Raw genomic sequence first — 20,309 nt, forward strand, 5'->3', positions numbered from 1 at the left:
TATAATAAAAAAGAAATATGAACGGAGTATGAACGGAAGATTACATTGTAAAAATTAAATTTTCTGAAAGTATTGAAAACAATTGGGATCCTTGATACAATTCAGTCAAATAATATTGACCGAGTAATTTAATTCAAGGAGTTGATCATTTTGAAGCCCGTATTAACACTAACTACTTATAGCCAACTAAAAGCATTAAGCGATCCACTACGTGCCGAAATGATGATACGTCTATGCGAACGTCCTTACACTGGACAATTACTATCTGGGAAATTCGGCATTTCAAGGGCGAAAATTCATTATCATTTAAAAGAATTAGAAAAGAATGGTCTTATAGAGATCGTTTATACAGAAGAGAAGAATGGCATCGTTCAAAAGTTTTATCAATCTGTCGCTAAAGGATTTACCCCTGCCGCAGATCTATTACCTCATTTAGAAATATTAAGCGAATCAGGTCGCCAAATCTTTTTACAAATGATAGAAAGAACGAAAAGCCAAATTCTTGCTGCACCAGAAGAAGCTTTTACATTACAAAATGCAAGTGAAGACCCAGCTAAGTGGAATTACGTTTCATCCTGCTGGGAGTTTGATGCCACGCCAGAACAATTTCAAGTGTGGGTAAAAAAGTTTTATGAATTAATGGCTGAATTAAACGAAATCACAAAAGGTGCAGATAAAGATCCGAATAGTAAACCTTATTATATTTCTACTACTGCACTTCAAATCGCTGAGAGAACAATGCAGCAATTTGTTAAAGAAGAAGAAAAATCGTAATACGATTTTTTTTACATCAACGGTCAATTTTATTTTACCGATTAAATTTATTTCAAAGGAGTAGATTAAATGGACATATTAAAAAACCGAAATTTCCTCTTATTATTTTTAGGGAGAATTTTTACAAACATAGGAGACAGCTTGTATTATGTAGCCGCGATGTGGCTCGTATATAAACTAAGTGGCAGTCCTTTTTATTCTGGATTAGCTGGTTTTCTTACGTTATTACCTTCTGCACTTCAATTTCTTACTGGTCCATTTGTTGACAGATGGTCAATAAAAATCACCCTCGTAATCACACAAGTCCTGCAATGCATTCTTATTTTAATCATTCCAATTACACACTACTTCGACCTATTAACAGTCCAACTACTACTCATCATCATGCCCATCGTAGCCTTTATCGAACAATTCGCCTATCCCGCACAATCAAAAGCTTTACCACTTCTACTGCATAAAACACAATTATTAAAAGGAAATTCACTTTTCTCATTTGCATATCAAGGCATTGATTTAATTTGTACGACTCTTTCTGGAATATTAGTAGCACTATTTGGCGCAATTACTTTATATGTGATCGACTCCTTTACATTCGCGATTACTGCCCTTTTGTTCTTTTCATTAAAAATGCCAAAGCAAACCGAAGCAGGCACATCACTGTCAACTAAACAATATTTCTCTGACTTAAAAGAAGGCTTTTCCATCGTCTTTCGTTCATTGATGGGCGTCTTCTTAATCGGTTCCGTTGTCGCTAATTTTTCAATCGGTATGACGATGGCAATACTCCCTTCTTTTACTGACTCTTTAGGCGGTGTGAAATTATATGGTTTCTTTTTAGCCGCTATATCCGCCGGTTGTTTAATTGGAGCACTATTCAGTTCATGGGTTGGTAAACATAATGTTGGCCGTGTCTCCATTATTAGCTTTGCGGCTGGTGCTGTCTTTTGGTTTCTCTCTACGATTGTACCTTTTCAATGGTTATCAATTTTCTTATTCGGCCTAGCTTGGATACCAATTGGTGCGACCAACATATTATTTGCGACAATTGGTCAAATTGTAATTCCAAACCAATATCTTGGGCGCATCAATTCAGTCACACGGAGTATGGGCACAATTGCTATGCCGCTTGGTTCTTTAATTGGCGGATACACTGCGAATGTATATAGTAGCCAACTCATTTTCGCGCTCGCTAGCATCGGGATTTTATTTATTTCTCTCGTATGGCTACTTCATCCGAAATTACGGGCTTTGCCAAAAGCTGATGAAATTACAGCGGATACTTTTGAGCTTCGGTTTAAGGAAGAACGGGTGAAAGGTACTGCTTTATAGTAGAAAGAAAATATTATCTAATCCAATGTGTAGAGATAAAATTATTTAATTTTAAAAGTTCAAACAAGCATAACCCCGTTCTAAATTTAGGACGGAGTTATGCTTGTTTAATTTTGGATGTAAAATACTTCACTACAATAAAGCCGTTTGAAAATCTAAGTTTTATTCAACAATAGCGCCCGGTTATTGAAGTTCGTTTTTAGACTAATCCACTTCACATATTTACTTTATGAAGCTTCAAGATGAAGACTGCTGCCACGATAAGAAGGGACACCGTCAGAAAAGTAACTGCGAACGCGCTTTGCCCACTTGCGTACAAAGCTGCGGAAGCAACAATGAACACAACCAGCTTAAGCGTAGTTCGTATGGGGAAGGAGAAGATGGGGAGCGACGCCTTCGGGGAGAGAAACATACCCCATAGAGTGGCTATGACTAGTGGCGTGGCAACCGCGAGTATAATTTTGCCCGCTGCCCCTGTCTTGATATGATAACCCCAGTAACTGAACGCAGCCATTGCACCAAGCTCCAGTAGAAAGAATCCGGTGAGGACGCTAACACCTATCCATTTTATTTCCATCCGACTCTTCCTCCCAATAAAAAGAATTAAGAAACTAGTTTTAATTTTTTTATATATAATATGTTTCGGTCATATTCTAAAATCCTGCCATTTAACTTAATAACAATCATTTCAAAAATCTTCAAATAAGTTCCGCCTTTTATATTCTTATTCAATATTAGAGCCTTTTTATTCTTTATATCCTTTAAGTGAATTACATAATAGGCACGTACTGGTTGGGATATATATTTGTACCTTATTCAACAACGATGACTTTTTCTAGAATAAATTACAATTTAAAGATAGTTCATATAAATTCCTTCCTTATTCAAGAATATGGCCCAATTGTGGAATAGAATGACTCGCATATTTTCAAACAACTTTTTTCACTTTACACATAGACTAACGAACAAAAAAAAGAGGCCGTTCCAAACAGCCTCTTCCCTTGCATTTATTTAGGAAGCTCAACCCGAACAGTCGTCCCTTCCCCTTTCGTACTATATACTGAAACTGTTCCTTGATGCAGTTCAACGATTTTCTGTACGATCGATAACCCTAATCCGCTACCTTCTACGTTTCTCGCTCTCGCTGTATCTACTTTGTAGAAACGATCAAAAATACGATTCATTTCTTCTTTTTCCATACCGATTCCGTTGTCTGATATAGAAATTACAATACTGGACTCTAACTCTTCCACAACAAATTCAATCGTCCCAGCATCGTTTGAGAACTTAATACTATTCGTAAAAATATTACTCCATACTTGATGAAGTAAGTTTTCATCACCTTGTATTGTAATGTCTGGTACATCAAATTCAACAGCGATATCTTTTTCACGCCATTTCCATTCGAGCATAAAAATGACGTCTTTAATTTGCTTCTGCAAATTGAACTCTTTTATTTGTAGAACTTTTTCTTCTTTATCTAAAGAAGCTAGCGTAAGTAACTGTTTACACAAACTAGACATTCGCTTACTTTCGCCTTCAATAATTCGTAAGTAATGGTTTCTTTCTTCTTCACTCATCTTTTCTGTTTGCAATGTTTTCGAAAAACCTTGTATAGAAGAAAGCGGTGATTGAAATTCATGCGAGACATTCGAAACGAATTCTTGTCTCATTTCATCCAATTCTTTTATACTTTTCGTCATCTTTTGAAAGTTTGTAGATAACGTACCAATTTCATCTTTTCGTTTTACATCTAATTCAATTTCATATTCACCACTCGCAATTTTTTGCGTAGCCTTCGTAAATTTACGAATAGGACGAACGATATAACCTGCTGCAATTGCTATAAAAACGATACTTAATAGCACGATAAACACAAGTAATACCGCTAAGAAAATTCGCATCTCGCCAAATTGGTTCTGAATGTCAGGACGGATAAATAAAGCGTACTGTTTATCCCCATGTTTTACTGGTACACCGACACTATTAATTAATTCATTATCGAAGAAACCTGTAATAAATAGGCGGGTCGGATATGTGGAAACGCCATTAAACGTTTCGCCATTCAATACTTTATGAACGGTTTCATCGCTAATAGACGTCTTACGAAACGCATTGCCGATACGCTTTCCATTCTTTTGGTCATCGACAATATAAATTTCATATCCTAATTTCGCAATAGATTGTAAGTATGCCTCTTTATTCTCTTCACTTTGCTTTTCATATAATGATTTTACTTCCTCAGCATACGTTAAAATCTTTTCACTGTTATACGGTTTTAGCTTTACTTGATAGTACACATTTGTTAATAAAAAGCCGATAATACTACTCAGTAGCATAATCCCAACCGTCATAAAAACAAATCTAGAATATAATGATTTCATCTTATTTCAACTCCAACTTATAACCGAGTCCGCGTACTGTTTTAATTTGAAAATCATCTGTTCGTTTTGAGAAACGATCTCTCAGTCTCTTCACATGAACGTCGACTGTTCGTTCATCCCCTTCAAAATCCATTCCCCATACTAACTCAATTAATTCTTCTCTTGAAAATGTTCTTCCAGGATAACTAGCAAGTTGCGATAATAATTCAAATTCTTTTAATGGAAGCAAAATCGTTTGACCGTTACATTTTACTTCAACACCTTTACGATCAATTGTCGTTCCGTGCAACGTAATAATATCAGCACTCAGCATTTGATAACGGCGCAATAATGCTTTCATACGGAATATCACTTCAGCTGGTTCAAATGGTTTTACAATATAATCGTCCGTACCAGAAATGAATCCTTTTTCTTTATCCACTAACTGATCTTTTGCAGTTAATAAAATAACAGGTATATCATGATACTTACGAATTTCTTCACATAACGTATAGCCATCCACAAACGGCATCATAACGTCTACTATCGCAAGATGAATATTTTCTTTCTCTAATATGTCTTGCGCTACCTTTCCATTTTCAGCCTCAAAAACTTTAAACCCCTCTTTTTGTAAATGGTAATGTAATAACTCTCTAATATGCTTATCATCATCAGCTAATAAAATATGTATCATCTTCATTAAACCCTCTCTCGTTCATCCTTCTACATCCTTACATTAAGAAACAATTGGATTTTTTGCAAGAAAAAGAAAAACAAAATGCTATAAAACAGTTGTTTGGAATAAAGGTTAATAAATAATCCCCTACAAACCAACATTTTACGATAAATAAAAAGAATCTATTTTGAAAAAAAGATTGTTCAAAATAGATTCTCATATTTTAGCATTAAAATTAAGTTTCATAAAAAAGATTGATCGTTTTCTACCTTTTTAAAAACAATTCCTAACTCTTATTAAGCCTTAGTAATATCAACAAATCCTTCTCCGAACACATCACGAACATCGTGTATAGCGATGAAAGCAGCAGGATCCGTAGTTTGAACAATCCGCTTTAGCTTCACTACTTCTTGCTTATTAATAACAATATAAAGAATTTCTTTCGGAGTTTTCGTGTAATAGCCATGACCTGAATACACAGTAACCCCTCTGTCCATTAAGGTAGTCACCTTTTTGGCAATTTCATTCGGGTTATCAGAAATAATCGTAATGGCCTTTTTCGGATTCAAACCTTCAATTACAAATTCCATTACTTTCGTTCCTACATATAACATAATAACTGTTAGCATCAGCTTTTCTGCACCAATGATGAAATAAGATGAAAAAGCAACGATTAAATCGAAGAACAATAGACCATAGCTAATGCTCCAGCCTAAGTACTTATGCGTCATTCTTGCTAAAATGGTAGTACCTGCAGTTGTTCCGCCAACACGAATGATTAGACCGATACCGCACCCTATAAATACTCCGCCAAAAATAGCATTTACCAGCATTTCATCCGAAGGAATGGTCCAGCCCTCTGTCAAATGAAGAAATAGCGAGTTAGTAACTACAGCAATAATCGTATAAATCGTTGTGATTTTATTCAAAAATTTATAGCCGGCTATTAACAAAATCGCATTTAAAATTAAGTTGACTAAACCTGGTGACCACTCAAATAAATAGTAGGTAATAATCGTAATACCTGTTACCCCGCCTTCACCGAACTCGTTCGGGATAACAAACAAATTCACACCTAATGCAAAAAGGAATGCACCAATAATAATAAAAATAATGTCTGTCGTTCTTTTCTTCATACAGTACCCCACTTCTTATGTAAATATTTCTTCAGGTATAAACTCTCACCATTATATCGTGGAATATTCAAATCGAACAGTGGTTTATTTTTATTTTAATATAGGATGATAAATCAACTTCATCCTATATCCACATGTAATTAAAAAGGGTAACAACTGTATTTATTATGTACTACAAATAAAGTTTTGATTTCACATGCTATTCACGCTAAAAAATGAATATGAACACCTACTCGCGCAAACTTCGAATAAAGTGAAACTTTAATCAGTGAGGGTTTTGTTCATCCCCCCACTGATTATCAGCCCTCATCAATCGGGCTTTTACCTCGGTATTGATTACTATTTCAGTTTGCAGATTTCTATTACTATCATCACTAATTCCACCTGAGATCCTCTTAATTAGATTCTACATTCTATCTCCCCACACTAATTAATGTAGATTCGAAATAACGTTTGATTAAAAGCACCTCGCAATCCAAATGCTTTCTTTTTGTTTAGTCTTTATTTCTTCTTGGTAATGAACTCTTGTCTTCAAACAAAAAAACTCCATTGAATTTGCATAATTAGTATGCGAATTCAGGAGTTTTTTCATATACCATTATTCGGATTCATTTCAAATGCATACAACTCATTTTTTTACCTTATTTTACTCATTCAAAATTAGCACGAGGTTCCTCTAACCCCTTCTTATTTCTCCAGTTAAATAAGCTTTCATTCTTCGTTTGCTGCCCTGGTTTCACAAACAACATTGCCAACATTGCAATAGCGGCCAAAATGGCAGCTACGATAAACATAGAAGGATAGCCATAACTTATAACTAAGTATCCAGTTAAAGTCGGGGCTAAGATTGTCGCGATATTAGCGATGAAATGCATAATTCCACTATATGTTCCTGAGTAAGCAGGAGCTGTATCGACAATAATTGCCCAAAATAATGAACTCGGTAAAAAAGCAAACGCATTTCCAAGCGACATAAGCGCTAATACAGCTACATAATTGTCCATCGCGGGAATGAAGCTAAAACAAATTGCTGTAAGTAATAAAGCAATAATTGGTAATCCTGTTCGAGCTAAACGAAGGTTCCCTGTTTTACGTAAAATACGATCAGATAGCTTCGCCCCTAGCGGCAATGTGATACAAGCTCCAAGCCAAGGAATCATCCCAAGATACCAAAGGGAAGATAATTGAAAATGGAATACATCTTGCAAATATTTCGGTGTCCAAGTTAATATTAAAAAATTGATATATTGGAAGCAAAAATATGCTATCGTAACCATAACGAATGTCGGAACTTTAAAAAAGGAGTACCACGGCTCTTTTTGAATTTCCTTCTCTGCTTTTACTGATTGAAGCACACCTTCCGTACTTCGTATTTCAGCTAGTTCTTCTTTTGTCACTCGTGGATGATCCTCAGGCATACTCGTAAAAGTAAAATACCAAATAATCGCCCATACAATCCCAATTATACCAAGGATAAAAAACATGATTTTCCAACTTGTAAAAGATAATAAGAAGACCGCTACAGGTGCAGTTAATACTGCACCTAACGGGACGCCAACAAAACCAAGAGATGTTAGAAAAGCTCTTTCTTTTGGAGCTGCCCAGTTTGCTGCTGTCTTATTCGAAACCGCGAAAGATGGCCCTTCTGTTAATCCAAATAAAACGCGGAAAATAGCAAATCCTATTAAAGCAGACCCTCCAAAAACAGCAATCCCTATTTCTCCAGCAAAAGCGGTCGCAATTTCAAAAATAGACCAAGCGGTTGCTGCTACGATCCATACAAATTTCGGTCCTTTTTTATCTGAAAAAATACCCCCTAATAAAGAACCAATCATGTAACCGTAACCAAAATACCCTAATATAGCTCCCCACTCCTTCGGGTCAAAGCCATATTCTTTTATAATGAAAGATTGCGCATAAGCGATGGCCCCTCGATCAATATAATTCACCATCGTAATAAACGTGAGCATTGTAAAGACATAATAACGAAATTTATTCTTCATCAAAATCCCCACTCCCCCTCGTATTCTTTTGTTTTCTCTCTAATCCTTTAATAGAATGACATGAACCTTTCCAGGGCCATGAACTCCAAAAGCTAATTCCATCTCAATATCACCTGTCCGGCTAGGCCCAGTAATAAAATTAATACAGGGAGGTAATCCATTCGAAACCTGTTCATGAACTCTGGTTACTCCTTCTGTTAAACGTCTATAAATTGTATGTTCTGAGAGAATCGCTACATAAACTGCTGGCAAAACGCTAACTAAACGTCCACGTCCGCCACCATTCCATAAAACAACTGTTCCAGTCTCAGCGAGTCCCATTTCGGCATATGTAATTCCCATATCTACTTGAGCTGCATAATCCCGTAGGCCTCTTTCACCTTCTTTACTTTGCCAAATTCGATGAGAAACGAAATTTTCTGTTAAATGCTTTCCTATTTCAAGTTGATGTAATCTATCATCATCCCAATACACCGCAGATTGAACATTAAATTTGTGTACAACGTAATGAAGTGCACTCTCTATTTCTGAACGGTATATATGACTTACTTCTGTATGTAAAGTATTCAAGTTTGCAATAAACTGCTCTATTAAACTTTCGTGATCTATCTCTTTAGGAAAGTGCCTGAGTGGATCGTTTTTCCATCTGGGAGGAGTGACCCCCGAGCGGCGTTCTCGGTTTAGTTTCCGTGCGATATTGTTTAAAAAAGATTGTTGTACATCCATATTCATATTATGAATCCCTCTTTTCTTTTTTCCACCAATCACGGAATGATTGTTTCGCAGGTTTTGGAAAATCTCTACTTTCTGTCCACCCTTTTAATGGGCCTGGGCCATTCGCAATATAGCCATCTTTTGCAAATATCGATAAACCTGTGTGTGCCATTTTAATAGCTTTCTCATAAACGAATGGGTGACTCGCCATAAACGTGAAACCTTTAAAGGCCAGTTGCTCAAATTTCGTTATAAACCCTTGTTCCACCACATCTTTACGATGTTCAATGAGAAGGTCATGTAATGGAATTTTCACAGGGCAAACATCTGTACAAGCTCCGCACAAACTTGATGCAAAAGGTAATTCTTTTAACTCTTCATATCCTTCTAATAAAGGCGCTAGTACTGCCCCAATTGGTCCGCTATAAACACTTCCATAAGCATGGCCCCCAATATTACGATACACAGGACAAACATTTACACAAGCTCCGCACCTTATACACTTTAATACTTCTTCATAAGCAGTTCCTAAAATATCAGAACGACCATTATCTAGAATAATTAAATGGAATTCTTCAGGTCCATCCATATCTTCAGGTAAACGCGCCCTATTAATTCCAGTTACATAAGATGTAATCTTTTGACCTGTAGCACTTCTTGTTAACATTGAAACGACTACATCAAGATCTTTCCACGTGGGAACAAGGCGTTCCATCCCCATAATAGCAATATGAACTTTTGGCAATGTCGTAGTAAGGCGAGCATTTCCTTCATTACTTATAAGAACAACTGATCCAGATTCCGCTACAGCAAAGTTACAACCAGAAATACCAATATCAGCTTCTAAAAACTCTTTACGCAATTGCTCTCTAGCAAATTGTAGTAATTGATTCGTATCAACTGGGATCTTTCTTCCAGCTTCCTTAGAAAAAAGCTCTGCTACTTGTTCCTTCGTCTTATGAATGGCTGGAGCAATTAAATGGGATGGAGCTTCTCCAGCTAGTTGAATAATATACTCTCCAAGATCGGACTCTACTACTTTTACCCCTATCTCTTCTAAATTTTTATTAAGGTGTATTTCTTCTGAAACCATGGACTTTGACTTAATTACTGATCTCGCTCCTTTTTTTCTTGCGATTTCAGAAACATACGATACGGCATCTTCTGCTTTGAAAGCGAAATGAACATGCCCCCCATTTTTTCGAACATTAGTAGCTAATTGTTCCAAATAACTATCTAAATTTTCAATTGTATGCATCCGAATTTCAGATGCTGCCTCACGCCATTCTTCAATATTTCCTAATTCATGTGTAGCTTGTTCTCGTCCCATCCGAAGTCTATCTTGTGTCAATGGTACCGCACTTCTCATCTGCGGATTGTGCAACGCTTTATCTACTCTTTTCAAAAAACCTAGTTCCCCCGCCACACTCATTTATTCAGCCCCTTCGCCAGTACTTCTGCCACATGTAACACTTGAATATTTTTATTTTTTCTGCGCAATCTTCCTCCAATATTCATAAGACATCCCATATCTGCTCCAATCAAGAGATTTGCTTCTGTCGCCTCAATATGTTTTATTTTTTCATCAACCATCGTTTCAGAAATCGAGCTCATTTTTACTGCAAAAGTACCACCAAACCCGCAGCAATCTTGGCAATATGGTAATTCTTTTACGTCTAGACCTTCTACTTGCGATAATAACTTAAGTGGTTCATCTCTTACCCCAAGTGCACGACTCATATGACAAGATTGGTGGAAAACAGCTTTCTCAACCAACTTAGATTTCAAATCACATTTTCCAAGTACATTCATTAAAAAATCCGTCAACTCATACGTTCTATCCGCTAAATAAACCGCTTTTTCATACCATTCACTATCATCTTTAAACATCTCTTTATAATAATGATGAACCATGCTAGCACAAGAACCTGAAGGAGTCACAATATATTCACTATGTTCAAATGCTTTTATCATTTGCTTTGCTGCTCGTTTTGCTTCTTCTTGATATCCGCTATTGTAAGCTGGTTGCCCACAACAAGTCTGTCCTTCAGGGAAATCTATCTCCACTCCACATTGCTTCATAATTTCTACGACACTCTTACCTACTTGAGGAAAAAACACATCTGATAAACAAGTAATAAACAACGAAACTTTCATAAAAATATCCCCCCTCAAAGCGATACAATCTATTTTCAAGTTATTACTTTGCTAAATTAAATTTTAAATTTTTAGAATTTTCTATTTTTAAAACTTTTTGTTTATGATATCATGTGGAATATTATATGAAAACTATCTATAAGGTTGTTTTTGTATACAAAAATGGTATAGAAAGGGACTTTGACATGGATATAAGAAAACTTCGTTACTTTATTGTAATCGCTGAAGAAAGACAGCTTACCCGTGCTGCCCAGCGGCTTCATATGGCACAGCCACCTCTAAGTAGACAATTATCGCTACTAGAACAAGAATTATCCGTAAACTTATTTGAAAGAAACGGTCGAAATATGCATTTGACTGAAGAAGGTAAAATTTTATATACGAAAGCCAAAAACATTATTCATCAATTAGAAGAAACCATTACGGAAATTAAAGATACTGGTGAAGGGCTAAGGGGTAATCTATCTATTGGAGCATTTCATTCTTGCATTCCTTTTCTCTCTGAAAAAATTCGCTATTTTCAAGATAACTATCCAAATGTGAACTTAAAAATATGGGAAGGTGGTCCTTTATACTTAATAGAGCAATTAGAAAATCGGTATATCGAATTTGCTATTTTGCGCACCCCCTTTAATAAAGATGTTTTTTCTAGTATTTGTTTATCAAAGGAACCATTCGTATTAGTCATGCCTGCTAAATGGGAACTATATCATTCACACCTCCCAATCCCTCTAACCGAATTAAGTCATATTCCCCTTTTACTTTTACATAAAGATAAAGAAAACAGCTATCATCAGCTCGTCATCGATGAATGCAACCACCTTGGTATAAAGTTAAATATAGCATGTGAATGTCCTGACTCAGCATTTATTCTTATGCTTATCATGACTGGAATCGGTGCCTCTATTTTGCCGAAAAGTGCTGTATCTCATATCCCGCAAGAATTTATAAAAATAGTAGATTTAATAGATTTCCCTTATCAATCCGAATCATCTATTATATGGCTGAAAGATCGGAAGCTTTCTAAAAGAGCTCAGCGATTTATAGAATGTACATGAATTCATTTTAAAGGTGTAGCGATAGATCTCTTCGCTTCTCCATCGCTATTACCTCGTTTACAAAATTATTTCTCCTATTATTATCATTGGACATGTTATATTAGCCGCTTATGTGAATACGAGAATGGCTCATTAATCCTGCTAAACAGAAAAAACAAAGATGAGAAGTCATAGAAGAGACTTCTCATCTTTGTTTTTTTAAAGAGATTTATATGAATGGAAATCCTCCGTAAGGTCTTTACCACGAGCGTCACACCTTACTGCTTTGTATCCCATTTTTCTAAACTGAAGCAAAACGATAACCTATGCTCAGCATTATTCTGAAAATAGAATAATCAAATTACATTCCTTATTAGCAGATTCAAGTTGATTTTTTTATAAATATACTATGTTCTAAAAGATACTTATACTATTGTAATTCATAAATTCCAGAAATACATTCACTTATCTTTCTCCATATATTCTTTAATCTTTCGTTCTTCCCACTCTTTTCCGAATATCCCAAATGGAAAAGTTGTCAATCCGTGTATAACGATACCAATCCCCCAACCTGCAAGTGGATATAAAAACCATAATTTACTTGAATCAGAGCTTATATTTATAAAAAAAAGCATTAAGTTCACTAGTATATAAACCGTTAAATGAATGTAAAACGCTTTTAAATTCTCCATTCTTTTTTTAGCTCGTAAATAAACCTCATCTCGCTCCACCCTTAAACACCTCTTTCAATATTGTATTTTTAACCTTCGCTCCAGTGTTAACATCATATTCTAATCGGAAATCCGTTATTCTCAAAAAAACATAAAACAAAAAAGTACCCATCGAATTATCATACATATGATGATTCGATAGGTACTGCATGATACATTTGTTATTTACAGGAGTCTAATTAAGACCAAATCCAAACATCATCATTATTTTCAACGCTGTTCTTTGCCTCATAAACTTTTTCAATATGATCAACTGTGTTCCAGTTAATAGAACTTCCACCCCAGCCCACATACTTCATATCAATTTTTACTTTCTCACCCGAATTAAATACTTGTTCCTTCGTTAAGAAAACATCAATAATAACTTTCTTCCCGTTTAGCGATGGATACTCAACTACAACATATTTAGTAGCACCGTCTCCCTCATCTTCCATCGTTCCTACTTTTGATACTTCTCCGATTACATAATCAGGTGAGCCATCTTCTTTCATGTGCATGCCCAACATGTAACCATCATAGTTACATGTTATAGAAAATAGCAACCATCTTTCTCATACAATGTTGCATACTGTGATTTTTAAATACAAATCGATTATTCCTATATTCAACACCAATTCCAAATTATTGAATCACAACAGGTAAACTGATTGATGATGAAGAAACTAATGTCATGCATCATATTTTTTCAATGCTACAGTTTGTAAAATCGTAGTCTATTAAATTATGTAGGGGCGGAGTTAAAATGTTAATAAAACCAAAAAGATTACAGCCCGGAGATATTGTGGCAACAGTAAGTCCTTCATGGGGAGGAGCAGGTGATTCTGAGATAAGATGGCGTTACGAGCAAGGAGTAAAAAGATTAGAAGAAGTTTTTGGTCTTACGGTTATCCCAATGCCAAATAGCTTAAAAGGTAGCGAATACCTTTATAACAATCCACAGGCTCGTGCGGAAGATTTAATGACAGCATTTAAAGATACGCGCGTTAAAGCAATTATTGCGAATATTGGCGGTGAAGATAGCATCCGTTTACTTCCCCATATAGATTTTAATGTGATACGCGCAAACCCGAAAATTTTTTTGGGGTACTCTGACGTTACTATTTCACATTTATTTTGTCATAAAGCAGGTCTTTCCTCTTTTTACGGTCCTGCAATTTTAACCGATTTTGCCGAAAATGTAGAGATGGATCCATATACAATTGAAATGGTAAATCGAACTCTCTTTTCAAATGAAACTATTGGCGAGATTCAACCAGCTCATGAATGGACGAGTGAGCGTTTAGAATGGATAGAAATAAATAAGGATACAAGACGTACAATGCAGCAAAACAACGGATATGAGGTACTTCAAGGCTCTACTACTGTACAAGGGCGTTTAATGGGTGGTTGTATAGAAGTACTGGAATTTGCAAAAGGAACGGAGCTTTGGCCTGAGAAAAAATATTGGGAGAATAGTATTCTCTTCTTTGAAACTTCTGAAGATCATCCAGAACCAAGTTATATAAAGTATTGGTTACGAAATTATGCAGCGCAAGGCATTCTGCAAAAAGCAAAAGGAATTATTTTTGGTAAACCAAAAGACGAAACATATTATGAAGAATATAAACATGAAATACTGCAGGTTATGAAGGAACATAATTTAGAAGATTTGCCGATTCTTTATAATTTAAATTTTGGGCATACTGAACCAAAGTTTATTTTACCTTACGGCGCGATGGCAGAAATTGATTGTAAAAATAGATCTTTCTATATTTTAGAAAGTGGCGTGGAATAAAGTGAAACTTTAAATAAGTGTGGAGGTTTTCCCCCACACTTATTTCATTTGCTTCCTTCGCCTAACAATTAAAGAATAATCCCAGAAAAACTCCCCTTCAATACTTCCTTTTCAAGTTGATTCATACATGTAAACATCGCAATAATCTTTGTACGATTTTTTTCATCGGGTTCAAATTGTTCAATTGTTACGTCACAACGAATTGTATCACCACTAAAAACAGGACGTAAAAATTCAAAATCCATCTTGCGCGCTAATACATTATAATCACCGCCAACTTTTGTAGGCAGTGTTGATGTTAAAAGTCCTTGTACAACAAATCGTCCTTGTTCATCTGGTGTAACATGATGAACTCCCTCATCCTTAGATACCTCTGTAAATAAAACAACATCTTCTTTTGTAAAAGTTCGTTCAAAGGTGATTTTTTCGCCTACTTGCAATTTCATTGATATCCCTCCTCAAACACACTTTTTAAATAAGAAAAACCGAAACTAAAAATCAGTTCGGTTTTTCAAAACTAACGAAGTCTATTTACTTTAACGAATGAACAAACAACCCACTGCGCAGTTTCGGTTCAAACCACGTTGATTTTGGTGGCATTACTTCTCCGGCATCTGCGATTGCTAATAAATCTTCCATTGACGTTGGATATAATGCGAATGCTGCTGTGTAAGCACCGCTATTCACGAGACGTTCTAGTTCTTCTAGCCCGCGTATTCCACCAACGAAATCAATGCGTGAATCTGAGCGCGGATCATGTATTTCAAGTACTTGACTTAATAAATGATCTTGTAAAATAGATACATCTAAACGTCTAACGAGATCATTCGCATCAAATGTTTCCTCTTTCACAGTGAGCTTATACCATTTCTCGTTTATATACATTCCAAATGATTTTGGCTCATTTGGTTTATACGGTGAAACACCTACTTCTTCCACGTAAAAATATTGCGCAACTTGCTTTAAAAATTGCTCTACTGATAAGCCATTTAAATCTTTCACAACCCGATTATAGTCCCAAATTGATAATTCATCATGAGGGAATAAAACAGATAGGAAGAAATTAAATTCCTCTTCTCCTGTGTAATTCGGATATTGTTCTCTTCGCATAACTCCTACTTTTGCAGCTGATGCAGAGCGATGATGTCCATCCGCAATATAAAGATTAGGAATGTCTTCAAATGCGTTTACTAAAGTCGCAATTACATCTTCATCTGCAATTTTCCACGCGACATGCTCCACCCCATCTTCTGCTGTAAATTTATAGATTGGTGCATGTTCTTCTTTCCAGCTTGCAATTAAACGTTTCACTTCTTCTTTTGTACGGTATGTTAAAAAAATAGGACCCGTATTTGCGTCACACACATCTACGTGGCGAATACGATCTTGTTCTTTTTCATGGCGTGTTCGCTCATGTTTTTTAATTGTATCATCTTCATACTCGTCAATCGATGTACAAACAACAAGGCCTGACTGCGTTCTTCCTTGCATCGTCAGTTCATAAATGTAAAGCGCTGGCTCTTCGTCTTGAACGAACACTTCTTCTTGTATAAATTGCTTTAAATTTTCACCCGCTTTTTCATATACGCGATCATCGTACGGCGAAAGTGCCGGATCTAAATCAATTTCGGCTTTATCAACATGTAAAAAAGAATATGGATTCCCTTTTACAACTTCTCTTGCTTCTTCACTATTTAATACATCGTAAGGTAAAGCTGCAACTTGCACTGCTTTTTCTTCTACTGGACGGATGGCCCGAAACGGTCGGATATTTGCCAAGTTTCTCTCTCCTTTACACAATCATTCGAACGGCTACAACACCTGTAATTTTTCTTATATTTTCCACAATATTCTCTTTAATTATATCATCAATACCATTATCAATATCAATCATTGTGTACGCCCAAGAATGTTTACTACGATTAATCATATCCGCAATATTAATATGATGTTCTGCTAAACATCCTGTAATTTGTCCTACCATGTTTGGTACATTTTGATGCATAATTGTAATTCGTTTTTTTCCAATGTACGGAAGCTCTACGTTTGGATAGTTTACTGAATTACGAATATTACCTGTCTCTAAATATTCACGTAATTGACGTGCAGCCATTACTGCACAATTTTCTTCAGATTCAGACGTAGATGCACCTAGATGAGGCGTCGCTGTTACATTTTTCATCTTTATAACATTTTCATTCGGGAAATCCGTTACGTAATGTGTAATAGTATCTTCTTCTAACGCTTTTTGAAGAGCTGTTTCATCTACAAGTTCTCCTCTTGAGAAATTGAATAGACGCATTCCTTTTTTCATCGTCTCTATAGCGTGTTCACCAATAATTCCCTTCGTTTGATTTGTAAGAGGAATATGCAGTGTAATATAATCACATGTTGCAAAAATTTCATCTAGGCTAAACGCTCTTTGTACTTGCGTAGAAAGACGCCATGCTGTTTCAACAGATATATATGGGTCGTATCCGACAACGTCCATCCCTAAAGATAACGCATCGTTCGCAACTAAAGCACCAATTGCGCCAAGACCGATAACACCTAAACGTTTCCCCGCAATTTCTGATCCAACGAATTGCTTCTTCCCAGCTTCAACAAGCTGTGGTACTTCTTCCCCATCCAACTCTTTCGTCCAGCTCACTCCGTTTATAATATTACGGGAAGACATAATAAGGCTTGCGATAATAAGTTCCTTCACTGCATTCGCATTAGCCCCTGGCGTATTAAATACTACAATCCCTTTTTCCGTACAACGCTCAACAGGAATATTATTTACACCGGCACCAGCTCTTGCAATTGCCTTTAAATCTTCTGAAAGCTCTTCTTGATGTAAAGAATAGCTACGAAGTAAAATACCATCTGGATGACCTACTTTGTCTCCAATTTCATAGCAATTCCCATCAAAAATTTGCAAACCCTTTTCCGCAATTTGATTTAACGTTTGAACACGAAACATATCCCCATCTCCCTATCTATTTTCAAGCTCAAATTCCTTCATATAAGCTACTAATTGCCCAACACCTTCCACTGGCATCGCATTGTAAATACTTGCACGCATACCACCTACTGAACGATGTCCCTTTAGCGTAACGAAACCGCGTTCTTTCGCTTTTTGTAAAAACTGATTGTTAAGCTCTTCTGACGGTGTTGTAAACGGAATATTCATAAGTGATCGATACGTAGGATCAACTGGTGAAGTAAACAATTTAGATTCATCTAAAAAATTGTAAAGAAGTGAAGATTTTATTCTATTTTGGTCTTCAATCGCAGCTACCCCGCCCTGTTCTTTCAACCACTCTAGTACAAGTTTCGTTACGTAAATACTAAAGGATGGCGGTGTATTATATAGGGAGTTATTTTTACTGTAAGTTTCATAGTTTAACATCGTAGGACAAGAGCGGCCCGCACGGCCAATTAAATCTCTTTTTATAATTACAATCGTTAAGCCTGCTGGCCCTAAATTCTTTTGCGCACCCGCATATATAAGGCCAAACTTCGTAACATCATATTGTTCTGATAAAATATTTGAGGACATATCCGCAACAAGCGGCACTCTTTCTAAATGTGGAATATCCACATATTTTGTCCCCTCAATTGTATTATTTGTTGTTATATGTACATAATCTAGTTTTTCATCACTTTGTAAATCATCTATTTTAGGAATCGTAGTAAACTTCTCTTTTTCAGAAGAAGCAATTACTTGTACTTCCCCTACTTTTTCGGCTTCTTGCAATGCTTTCTTTGACCAAGAACCTGTAAGTACATAACCAGCCCTTTTATAAGTACTCATTAGATTTAACGGTATCATAGAAAATTGTAATGAAGCACCGCCTTGTAAAAATAAAACTTCATACTCATCAGGAATGCTCATTAATTCACGAAGTAAGCTACTGGCTTCATCAATAATACTTTGGAAATAAGAAGATCTATGGCTCATTTCCATAACAGACATGCCTGTCCCGTTATAATTTACAAGCTCCTTTTGCACTTTCTCTAAAACTGGCAAAGGGAGTATAGATGGTCCTGCTGAAAAATTATATACTCTCTCCATCACCCAGATAACCTCCTTACTTCTCATTTTTATTATTTTTTAAACTTTCTGAATTATACCCCACAATACAAGACATGGTCAATTTCTTTTCTAGTATTACGGCGCAAGACGCAATGGAATCGCTTGCATATACATTTCATTATTTCATAAACATATAAAAAAGTGTTAAGTACATAATCGTACTTAACACTCTAGTAATAAAAGTATAATAGCTACTTACTCGTAAAGAACCGATCAAAAATTTGATAAATAGCAGATAGACCAAAGAGCCAATAAATAGTGTCCACAAGCGCCGGCATAGAACCAAACCATTTCTCAACTACGTTGTAATCTAACGCTACAAATAACCAATTCAAACCTCCGAGAATCACCAAAATTACTGTAAGGTAAGACAAAAATTTCATTATGATTGCCCCCTAGGTGATAAGATGGTGAAAGGCCTTTCACTAAAAATATATGTAATATACTTCAAAACTTGCCTATTTTAAAAAATTTATTTTCGGTACCACCCGTTAATAACTGCCTCTGCTTCTTTACTATGTATTTGATATGCATGCGTACTATCATTAGAGCCGATAAACCAAATTGAAAAACCTTTAAAATACGGCTTCGGTTCTAATACATCTCGGTAAGCGCGCCATCCGTTTAATTGGACATCTTTTGAAAACACATTTGAAACGTCTGGGTTCCACGGATTTTGCAAGCCAAGTTCACGCGCTGGAACGTTGAATCCACCAAAGTAAACTGGCTTTCCAGTTGCTTTATGTAATTGTTCAAGCTGCTGAACAACATTTTGCCCACGATTATATACTGTCGTCGCAAATAAGTTTTGCTTTACTTCTTCATATGTAGGATTTCTTTTCCCTGAAACTTCAAACCAACTATCGATACTAACAATATCCACCTTTTTCAAATATGGACGATTTATTTTTTCTTTAAACTTCGCTTCATAAGAAGGATCAAAGCTTGCTGTTAACCACCAGTTCATTTGATACAAAACATTCCCTTTATACTGCTGACGAACAAAATCAATCGTATCGCTCCAGTATCCTTCTGCATATTCCATATTCACGAAATTAGAAGCGATTTTTAGTCCATACACATTGTATTTACTTGTAATGGAATTAAAAATATCTTGTAAAACAACCGTTTTCCAATTCCAAAAGAAATCATTAATGTTACTTGGATTCCATTCAGTTTCTCCAACATTTCCTTGCTGTATATATGGGAACGGTTCCACTATAACTTGAATATTACGCTTTAATAATTCTTGAATTAAAATAATAGCTTGTTTCTTTTGCGCCTGATTAATTACCATATTAGTAGAAGTCACATTCGGAATATCCACTTGAATCGGTACATTTACTGTATTTAAATTTAAGCGCTCCACATCCGATAACACTTTCGCTACATTGCCAACTTCCCATACAGTTACGTTTCCTGCTTTTATTTTTCCGGATTGAACAGTATTTACATCTGCCTGTACCTTTCCTTGAAAACAAAAAGAAAACAACATGATACACACTCCTAAAATACGTACTAAACACTTACTTTT

19 protein-coding genes and 2 pseudogenes are annotated in these 20,309 nt (G+C 35.8%); 5 read left to right on the forward strand and 16 right to left on the reverse strand.

Translation table 11 applies throughout. From position 1 onward, the window contains the following. The first annotated feature begins 150 nt into the window (after window positions 1-150). Complete coding sequence (locus tag QUF93_RS17390; RefSeq protein ID WP_289359630.1) at window positions 151-774, forward strand: ArsR/SmtB family transcription factor; 624 nt, start codon at window positions 151-153, stop codon at window positions 772-774. 69 nt (window positions 775-843) lie between these two features. After that, window positions 844-2,103 (forward strand): MFS transporter, encoded by a 1,260-nt coding sequence (locus QUF93_RS17395; RefSeq protein WP_289359631.1) that lies wholly within the window; start codon window positions 844-846, stop codon window positions 2,101-2,103. 214 nt (window positions 2,104-2,317) lie between these two features. On the opposite strand, the gene QUF93_RS17400 is transcribed toward QUF93_RS17395, so the two are convergent. From QUF93_RS17400 to QUF93_RS17435, 8 genes are all read right to left on the reverse strand, one after another. Then, a complete protein-coding gene (locus tag QUF93_RS17400; protein ID WP_289359632.1) occupies window positions 2,318-2,680 on the reverse strand; it encodes a YrdB family protein in 363 nt (120 codons plus the stop codon). A 430-nt stretch (window positions 2,681-3,110) separates the two neighbouring features. Next, window positions 3,111-4,487: a sensor histidine kinase gene (locus QUF93_RS17405; RefSeq protein ID WP_289359633.1), complete on the reverse strand. Its 1,377-nt coding sequence runs from the start codon at window positions 4,485-4,487 to the stop codon at window positions 3,111-3,113. A 1-nt stretch (window position 4,488) separates the two neighbouring features. Then, on the reverse strand, window positions 4,489-5,166 hold the full coding sequence (locus QUF93_RS17410; protein ID WP_289359634.1) for a response regulator transcription factor: 678 nt from the start codon (window positions 5,164-5,166) through the stop codon (window positions 4,489-4,491). A gap of 272 nt (window positions 5,167-5,438) precedes the next feature. Further along, a complete protein-coding gene (locus QUF93_RS17415) occupies window positions 5,439-6,278 on the reverse strand; it encodes a YitT family protein (protein ID WP_002120645.1) in 840 nt (279 codons plus the stop codon). Window positions 6,279-6,928: 650 nt separating this feature from the next. Then, window positions 6,929-8,281 carry an MFS transporter gene (locus QUF93_RS17420; RefSeq protein ID WP_289359635.1) on the reverse strand — a complete coding sequence of 451 codons (1,353 nt, stop codon included), beginning with the start codon at window positions 8,279-8,281 and terminating at the stop codon, window positions 6,929-6,931. Window positions 8,282-8,320: 39 nt separating this feature from the next. Next, window positions 8,321-9,013: a LutC/YkgG family protein gene (locus QUF93_RS17425; RefSeq protein ID WP_289359636.1), complete on the reverse strand. Its 693-nt coding sequence runs from the start codon at window positions 9,011-9,013 to the stop codon at window positions 8,321-8,323. Window position 9,014: 1 nt separating this feature from the next. Next, window positions 9,015-10,427 carry a LutB/LldF family L-lactate oxidation iron-sulfur protein gene (locus tag QUF93_RS17430; RefSeq protein WP_289359637.1) on the reverse strand — a complete coding sequence of 471 codons (1,413 nt, stop codon included), beginning with the start codon at window positions 10,425-10,427 and terminating at the stop codon, window positions 9,015-9,017. Then, the gene (locus QUF93_RS17435) at window positions 10,424-11,152 is read right to left on the reverse strand and encodes a (Fe-S)-binding protein (RefSeq protein WP_289359638.1); all 729 of its coding nucleotides are present in this window, start codon (window positions 11,150-11,152) and stop codon (window positions 10,424-10,426) included. Before QUF93_RS17435 ends, QUF93_RS17430 begins: the two co-directional genes overlap by 4 nt. Before the next feature lie 185 nt (window positions 11,153-11,337). Here QUF93_RS17435 and QUF93_RS17440 point away from each other — a divergent pair, with 185 nt between their 5' ends. Both QUF93_RS17440 and QUF93_RS17445 read left to right on the forward strand, forming a co-directional pair. Next, window positions 11,338-12,210 (forward strand): LysR family transcriptional regulator, encoded by an 873-nt coding sequence (locus tag QUF93_RS17440; protein WP_289359639.1) that lies wholly within the window; start codon window positions 11,338-11,340, stop codon window positions 12,208-12,210. Window positions 12,211-12,271: 61 nt separating this feature from the next. Further along, window positions 12,272-12,346: pseudogene (locus QUF93_RS17445) on the forward strand (DUF3784 domain-containing protein); the annotation flags it as partial. A gap of 304 nt (window positions 12,347-12,650) precedes the next feature. Here the strand turns inward: QUF93_RS17445 and QUF93_RS17450 are convergent. Further along, on the reverse strand, window positions 12,651-12,920 hold the full coding sequence (locus QUF93_RS17450; RefSeq protein WP_002120652.1) for a 2TM domain-containing protein: 270 nt from the start codon (window positions 12,918-12,920) through the stop codon (window positions 12,651-12,653). 179 nt (window positions 12,921-13,099) lie between these two features. Continuing rightward, window positions 13,100-13,423: pseudogene (locus QUF93_RS17455) on the reverse strand (hypothetical protein); the annotation flags it as partial. 239 nt (window positions 13,424-13,662) lie between these two features. Between QUF93_RS17455 and QUF93_RS17460 the strand changes: the two are divergent. Next, window positions 13,663-14,694, forward strand: coding sequence for a S66 family peptidase (locus tag QUF93_RS17460; RefSeq protein ID WP_289359640.1), 1,032 nt, complete (start codon window positions 13,663-13,665; stop codon window positions 14,692-14,694). A 68-nt stretch (window positions 14,695-14,762) separates the two neighbouring features. On the opposite strand, the gene QUF93_RS17465 is transcribed toward QUF93_RS17460, so the two are convergent. From QUF93_RS17465 to QUF93_RS17490, 6 genes are all read right to left on the reverse strand, one after another. Then, a complete protein-coding gene (locus tag QUF93_RS17465; RefSeq protein WP_193647663.1) occupies window positions 14,763-15,140 on the reverse strand; it encodes a hotdog family protein in 378 nt (125 codons plus the stop codon). Window positions 15,141-15,225: 85 nt separating this feature from the next. Next, window positions 15,226-16,473, reverse strand: a complete 1,248-nt coding sequence (locus tag QUF93_RS17470; RefSeq protein WP_289359642.1) for a DUF1015 domain-containing protein — start codon at window positions 16,471-16,473, stop codon at window positions 15,226-15,228. Between the two features lie 13 nt (window positions 16,474-16,486). After that, the gene (locus QUF93_RS17475; RefSeq protein ID WP_289359643.1) at window positions 16,487-17,659 is read right to left on the reverse strand and encodes a phosphoglycerate dehydrogenase; all 1,173 of its coding nucleotides are present in this window, start codon (window positions 17,657-17,659) and stop codon (window positions 16,487-16,489) included. 12 nt (window positions 17,660-17,671) lie between these two features. Continuing rightward, on the reverse strand, window positions 17,672-18,754 hold the full coding sequence (serC, locus tag QUF93_RS17480) for a 3-phosphoserine/phosphohydroxythreonine transaminase (protein WP_289359644.1): 1,083 nt from the start codon (window positions 18,752-18,754) through the stop codon (window positions 17,672-17,674). 212 nt (window positions 18,755-18,966) lie between these two features. Further along, window positions 18,967-19,158: a DUF378 domain-containing protein gene (locus QUF93_RS17485; protein WP_002084566.1), complete on the reverse strand. Its 192-nt coding sequence runs from the start codon at window positions 19,156-19,158 to the stop codon at window positions 18,967-18,969. 89 nt (window positions 19,159-19,247) lie between these two features. Beyond that, window positions 19,248-20,270, reverse strand: a complete 1,023-nt coding sequence (locus tag QUF93_RS17490; protein WP_431179013.1) for a glycoside hydrolase family 113 — start codon at window positions 20,268-20,270, stop codon at window positions 19,248-19,250. Window positions 20,271-20,309: the final 39 nt, after the last annotated feature.

The sequence above is a fragment of the Bacillus hominis genome (assembly GCF_030348325.1).
In the GTDB taxonomy this organism is placed as follows: domain Bacteria; phylum Bacillota; class Bacilli; order Bacillales; family Bacillaceae_G; genus Bacillus_A; species Bacillus_A hominis.